This window comes from Campylobacter sp. RM12637 (assembly GCF_020137645.1).
GTDB lineage: Bacteria > Campylobacterota > Campylobacteria > Campylobacterales > Campylobacteraceae > Campylobacter_E.
The window spans coordinates 34,195-41,064 of record NZ_JACGAV010000015.1; the positions used below are offsets into that span (position 1 = coordinate 34,195).

The 6,870-nt window shown below is 30.8% G+C and carries 6 protein-coding genes; 5 read left to right on the top strand and 1 reads right to left on the bottom strand.

The features are described from left to right. The first annotated feature begins 20 nt into the window (after positions 1 to 20). The 4 genes from pxpB to AVBRAN12637_RS07735 are packed head-to-tail and all read left to right on the top strand — an operon-like array spanning position 21 to position 3,499. Positions 21 to 680, top strand: a complete 660-nt coding sequence (gene pxpB, locus AVBRAN12637_RS07720) for a 5-oxoprolinase subunit PxpB (RefSeq protein ID WP_214120413.1) — start codon at positions 21 to 23, stop codon at positions 678 to 680. Next, a complete protein-coding gene (locus AVBRAN12637_RS07725) occupies positions 677 to 1,600 on the top strand; it encodes a biotin-dependent carboxyltransferase family protein (protein ID WP_336615630.1) in 924 nt (307 codons plus the stop codon). Before pxpB ends, AVBRAN12637_RS07725 begins: the two co-directional genes overlap by 4 nt. Beyond that, on the top strand, positions 1,590 to 2,327 hold the full coding sequence (locus tag AVBRAN12637_RS07730; protein ID WP_336609668.1) for a 5-oxoprolinase subunit PxpA: 738 nt from the start codon (positions 1,590 to 1,592) through the stop codon (positions 2,325 to 2,327). The genes AVBRAN12637_RS07725 and AVBRAN12637_RS07730 overlap by 11 nt, the downstream gene beginning before the upstream one ends. Further along, positions 2,327 to 3,499 (top strand): NRAMP family divalent metal transporter, encoded by a 1,173-nt coding sequence (locus AVBRAN12637_RS07735; RefSeq protein ID WP_336615631.1) that lies wholly within the window; start codon positions 2,327 to 2,329, stop codon positions 3,497 to 3,499. The genes AVBRAN12637_RS07730 and AVBRAN12637_RS07735 overlap by 1 nt, the downstream gene beginning before the upstream one ends. An 81-nt stretch (positions 3,500 to 3,580) precedes the next feature. Here AVBRAN12637_RS07735 and ppsR read toward each other — a convergent pair whose 3' ends face one another. Further along, complete coding sequence (gene ppsR / locus AVBRAN12637_RS07740; protein ID WP_214120410.1) at positions 3,581 to 4,399, bottom strand: posphoenolpyruvate synthetase regulatory kinase/phosphorylase PpsR; 819 nt, start codon at positions 4,397 to 4,399, stop codon at positions 3,581 to 3,583. 55 nt (positions 4,400 to 4,454) lie between these two features. Between ppsR and ppsA the strand changes: the two genes are divergently transcribed. Next, entirely contained in the window at positions 4,455 to 6,815 is a 2,361-nt protein-coding gene (gene ppsA / locus AVBRAN12637_RS07745; RefSeq protein ID WP_336615632.1) for a phosphoenolpyruvate synthase, read from the top strand. Positions 6,816 to 6,870: the final 55 nt, after the last annotated feature.

The window sequence follows — 6,870 nt, forward strand, 5'->3', positions numbered from 1 at the left end:
AATAAATTTAAAGGATGATTATGTATAACAAATTTAAAATTACAAGCGAAACTTCATTGCTTTTATATCTTGAGCCTCCAATAAGCATAGAAAAACAACGCCTATGCTATGCACTTAATTTAGTAATTAAAGATATGCCTTATATAAAAGAAGTAGTGGTCGGAATGAATACTCTTTATGTTTTAACAAGTGATTTAAATTATAAAGATTTATTAGATTTACAAAGTAAATTAAATGAGTTAATTACTAGCACTAAACCACTAGAGCTATCAGGAAGATTGATTGAAATTCCTGTTGATTATGGTGGGGATTTAGGACTTGATTTAAAGGTAATTGCAAAGGCTAAAGGTATGAGTATGAGTGAGTTTGCTAAATTACACGCCGAGCCTATTTATGATGTTTATTTTATAGGTTTTCAACCAGGATTTGCATATTTGGGTGGATTAAATGAGATTTTACACACTCCAAGGCTTAGCACCCCAAGACTTAAAATTCCAGCAGGTTCGGTTGGTATAGGTGGAGCTCAAACAGGAATATATCCTTATCAAAGTCCAGGTGGATGGAATATCATAGGAAATACAAAGGCAAAATTATTTGATGTAAATAGCGAAAATCCGAGCCTTTTAAAAGCAGGTGATAGATTAAAATTTGTAATCAATAGCATTAAGGAGAGATTATGAAAATTACAAAAATATCATCAATTGCAACTATTCAAGATTTAGGTAGGTTTTCGTATAAAAGTTATGGGGTAAATGAGAGTGGGGCTTTAGATAAGTGGAGCTTTATGTTAGGTAATGCTTTATTAGGAAATGACTTAAATGCACCTGCAATTGAAGTGATTTTAGGTGGGATAGAAATATATTGTAATAAGGCAATGACTTTTTGTATCACAGGGGCAAATTATGAAGCATTCATAGATGAAAAGCCAATTCATAATAATTATAGAATTAGAATTGAAGCAGGAAAAACTCTTAGATTAATAAGAGCTATGTCAGGAATGTGTGCTTATATTTGTGCTTATGGTGGTTTTAGTGCTGATTTTGTTCTTAATTCAGCTTCTACAAATCTTAGCGCATCTTTTGGTGGATTTAATGGTAGAGCATTAAAAATAGGCGATGAATTAAGCATAGGTTCAAGAATGAATTTATCTCAAATAGCAGTATCTAGGATAAAACCAAGAGATAAAATAAGAATAATTAAAGGTGCTGAATGGGAGCTTTTTAGCGATGAAGCAAAGCATAATTTATTAAATCAAGAATTTAATATATCAAGTTCAAGCAATAGAATGGGATATAGGCTAAATAGTGATTTTAAACTTAATTTAATCAATGAATTAAGCTTGCCATCTCACGGAGTTAGTGCAGGAACTATTCAAGTGCCAAGTAGTGGAGAGCCTATAGTTTTATTAAAAGACGCACAAACAACAGGCGGTTATCCAAAAATTGCTCAAGTAATTGAAGCTGATTTAGGGCTTTTTGCTCAAAGTAGAATTAATTCTAAGATTAGTTTTGAATTAGTAAGCATTGAAGAAGCTCTAATGGCAAAAAAAGAAAGAATTTCACATATAAATCAAATAAAGGAGTATGCAAGTGAGAATTGATTTTAATTCAGATTTAGCTGAAGGTATGCAAAATGATGATGAGATATTAGCTTTAATAAGCTCTGTTAATGTATGCTGTGGGCTTCACGCTGGCGGATATAAAGAAATATATAATACCTTAATTAAAGCTAAAGAATATAACCTAAGAATAGGAGCTCACCCAAGCTTTAATGATAGGGCAAATTTTGGAAGAACTAATGAGAATTTAAATAAAGAATTATTACAAGCACTACTTGCTTATCAATTTGGTGCGATTAAGCAAATGTGTGAATTGGTAGGTGTAAAATTAAGCTATGTTAAACCACACGGAGCTTTATATAATATGGCTTGTGTTGATTTAGACTTAGCAAAAAATATTGCAATAGAAGTTGCAAAATTAGGCAAAGATATAGCATTAATGGGGCTTAGCAATTCTTGTTTAATTAGTGCAGCAAATGATGTAGGTATTAATAGTATTAGTGAAGTTTTTGCTGATAGAAGATATACAGATGATGGTTTATTAGTATCAAGAACTAAAGAAAATGCTTTAATTGAAAATGAAGATGAAGCAATAAATCAAGTATTAAATATGATAAAACATTCATATGTAATCAGTGAAAATGGTAAAAAAATCAATATAAAAGCTGATAGTTTATGTGTTCATGGAGATAGCAAAAAAGCACTTTTATTTGCACAAAAAATCAAAAAAACTTTAGAAGAAAACAATATAAGCATAAGGAGTAATTAATGAAAAATAATAAAGCTATATTAGGTGCTGCATTTTTAATGGCTACTTCAGCAGTTGGACCTGGATTTTTAACTCAAACTGCTACTTTTACGCAAAGCTTAGGGGCTAGTTTTGCTTTTATTATTTTAATGTCGGTTTTAATGGATATTGGGGTTCAATTTAATGTATGGAGAATTATTGCAGTTAGTAAATTAAAAGCTCAAGATATTGCTAATAAGGTCTTTCCAGGTGTAGGATATTTATTATCATTTTTGATAATTTTAGGTGGACTTGCATTTAATATAGGTAATATTGCAGGTGCTGGACTTGGATTTGAGACTATTTTTGGGATAAATCCTATTTTAGGAGCTTGTATTAGTGCAGTAATTGCTATAGGTATTTTCATTAATAAAGACGCAGGTGCACATATGGATAGATTTGCTAAGATTTTAGGTGCTATATTAATACTTATAATAATTTATATTGTGTTTAAATCAAATCCACCTTTAAAAGAAGTGGCTATTGAGACATTTGCTCCATCAAAATTTGATGCTTTAAGCTTAGTTACTTTAATAGGCGGAACGGTTGGCGGATATATTACTTTTTCAGGTGCTCATCGCTTACTTGATGCGGGGATTTGTGGTGTTGAAAATCTAAAAGAAGTTAGTAAAAGTTCGGTTTCAGGAATAATTATAGCTAGTATTATTAGGGTATTTTTATTTTTAGCAGTTTTAGGGGTTATTTCTTTAGGCGTTAGTTTAAATCCTAACAATCCAGCTCTTACTCCTTTTGAATATATTTTGGGTAATTTTGGTAGTGTTGTTTTTGGTATTGTAATTTGGGCTGCTTCTATTACTTCAGTGGTTGGTTGTGCTTATACATCAGTTAGTTTTATATCAAGCTTTAGTCCTTGGCTTAAAAAGAATGAAAACAATATAATAATAGCTTTTATTATATTTTCTACTTTAGTATTTTCAACTATAGGAAAACCAACTGCAGTATTAATTTTAGTAGGGACTTTAAATGGTTTTATATTGCCTATTGCTTTATGTGTGATATTAATTGCAGCTTATAAGAAAAACATAGTAGGAGATTATAAACACTCTAAATTACTAGCTTTAATAGGTTGGTTAATTACCATTGCTATGGCGTATTTGTGCTATGTAACTTTAATGAAATATATAAACTCTTAAAATAATTAGAATTTGAAATTAATATTTCAAATTCTAAAATCCCTTTAGCTTATTGTCTATAGCTAAAAATCATTATTTTATTTAATTATGTATATCAAATATATCTAATAAAGTAGAAGTTACTTCTTCTATGCTTTTATTTGTGATATTTAAAAATGGGATATTGTTTATCTTCATTAAAAATTCTGCATTTTTTACTTCATTTTTACAATTAATTATACTTGCGTATTCAGAATTAGGCAGCCTTTCGTTACGTATTTCACTTAGGCGATATGGGTCTATGCTAAGACCAAAAAGCTTGTTTTTATAAGGTTTTAAAGCATTAGGCAAAGCACAAGCCTTAAAATCATCAGGAGTTAGTGGATAATTAGCTACCTTAATTCCATATTGCATAGCAAGATAAAGGCTAGTTGGTGTTTTTGCTGATCTTGAAACCCCTATTAAAATTATTTGAGCATTATCAAGTGCGTAGATGAATTGCCCATCATCGTGTTCTAAAGTAAAATTAATAGCTTCTATTCTATTTTGATAATTTTTATTATGAGTGTTTGAGTGAGATAGACCTTGTTTTATGCTTGGTTTTACATTTAATTTATTTGAAATTAAGCTAACAAAAGGCTCTAATAAATCTATAAAAACACAATTAGAATTCTTAATATGATTAGCAATATTTACATTAATTAAAGTGCTAAATGCTAGTGGAATATCAGTTTTTGCTAATTCATTAATTTTATTTGCAACCTTAATCGCCTTTTCTTCAGTATTTATAAAAGGTTCTCTAATTTGTGTGAAAACATATTCATCTTCAAATTGAGCTAATACCGAGTGAGCAAATGTTTCAGCGGTTATTCCTGTTCCATCACTTATAAAAAACACAATTTTTTTATTTAATTGTTTCATTTAAGTTATCCTTGCTTGTTAAAATAAAATAATTCTATCAAAAAGGAGTGTGAAAATGGAATATGTTTTAGCTTTTTCAAAACTTAGAATGAGCGATGTAGAAATAGTTGGTGGTAAAAATGCTAGTTTAGGCGAGATGATTTCAAATCTTGCTAGTAGTGGGGTTAGAGTGCCTGATGGTTTTGCAACTACAGCACAAGCTTTTAGAGATTTTTTAAAATACAATAATTTAGATGAAATAATTACTAATGAGTTAAAGAATTTAAATCCTGATGATTTAGATGCACTTGCTAAGTGTGGTGCAAAAATTAGAAGCTTAATAACTAAAGCTAATTTTCAGCCTTTATTTTTAGAGCAAATCATTAAGTTTTATAAAGAATTAGATAGCGATGGGTTAGGCACTTTTGCTGTTCGTTCATCAGCTACCGCAGAAGACTTGCCTGATGCTTCTTTTGCTGGTCAGCAAGAAACTTTTTTGAATGTTAGTGGAATTGATGATATATTGGATAAAATCCGTTTGGTTTTTGCATCGCTTTATAATGATAGGGCGATTTCTTATAGAGTGCATAAGGGTTTTTCACATTTTGAAGTATCACTTAGTGCTGGTATTCAGCGTATGGTAAGAAGCGATAAAGGAAGTAGCGGGGTTATGTTTAGCCTTGATACTGAAAGTGGATTTAAAGATGTTGTATTTATCACTTCATCTTATGGATTAGGCGAATGTGTGGTTCAAGGCTCGGTGAATCCTGATGAGTTTTATGTATCAAAAACTTGCCTAAAAAACAATAATAAAGCAATAATCTCAAGAAAAATCGGCTCAAAGCTAATTAAAATGGAATTTAAAGAAGAAAGAAAAGCAGGAGAAAACGCTGTAAAAGTAGTAGATGTAGCTAAGAATATGCAAGATAAATTTAGCCTAAATGATGAGCAAATAAACGAACTTGCAAGATATGCTTTAATTATAGAAGAGCATTATAAAAGACCTATGGATATAGAATGGGGATTAGATGGATTAGATGGTAAGATTTATATACTTCAAGCAAGACCTGAAACCGTTCAATCTCAAAAGAAAAAAGATATAAGCTATAAATTAAAAGAAGAATCAAAAGTCCTAATAACAGGTAGAGCAATAGGACAAAAAATAAGCGTTGGGGTAGTTAAGGTTATAAATGATATTAATGAGATTTCTCGTGTAAATGCTGGAGATGTAATAGTTACTGATATGACAGATCCAAACTGGGAGCCTGTTATGAAAAAAGCCGCAGCAATAGTTACAAATAGGGGTGGTAGGACTTGTCATGCAGCAATTATTGCAAGAGAGCTAGGAATTGGTGCAGTAGTTGGCACTAGTAATGCTACAACTATATTAAAAGATGGAGATTTAGTAAGCGTTAGTTGTGTTCATGGAGATGAAGGTAGGGTTTATGAAGGGGCATTAAAATACGAAGTAATTGAAAATGAAGAATTTGAAATGCAAAATTGCGGTGTAAAAATAATGATGAATGTGGGAAATCCTGCATTAGCATTCAAATTCGCACAAATGCCAAATGATGGTGTAGGACTTGCTAGACTTGAGTTTATTATAAATAATCACATAGGCATTCATCCTAATGCTATTTTAGATTACGAAAATATAAATGATGATTTAAGAAATAAAATAAATGAAGCTAGCAAAGGCTATGCTAATGCAAGAGAATTTTTTGTATCAAAATTAGCCGAAGGTATAGCTACAATTGCAGCTGCTTTTTATCCTAAGCCTGTGATTATTAGGCTTAGTGATTTTAAGACTAATGAATATAGAAAATTATTAGGTGGAGAATTTTACGAAATGCACGAAGAAAACCCTATGCTAGGATTTCGTGGTGCAAGTAGATATTTAGCTCCTAGTTTTGCGGAATGCTTTAAGCTTGAATGTGAAGCTTTAAAAATAGCAAGAGATGAAATGGGGCTAAATAATATTGAAATTATGGTGCCTTTTGTAAGGACTTTATCACAAGCAAATTCAGTTATAAATTTATTAGCGAAAAATGGCTTAAAGCGTGGTGTAAATGGCTTAAGAGTGATTATGATGTGTGAAGTGCCTAGTAATGCTATTTTATGCGATGAGTTTTTAGAATATTTTGATGGTTTTAGTATAGGCAGCAATGATTTAACCCAGCTTACTTTAGGACTTGATAGAGATAGTGGAATGGATATTTTAGTGGCTGATTTTGATGAAAGAGATGAAGCGGTTTTATTTATGTTAGAAAGAGCAATTACAGCTTGTAAAAAAGCAAATAAATATGTAGGAATTTGTGGTCAAGGTCCAAGTGATCATATAGATTTAGCTGTTTGGCTAAAACAAAAAGGCATTAGCTCAATGTCACTTAATCCTGATAGCGTTATTAGCACTTCAAAACGCCTAGCTAGTATTTAAAAATAGTTAATTTACATTGCTAAAAACAAAATAGCAATGTAAATTTATTTTTTTT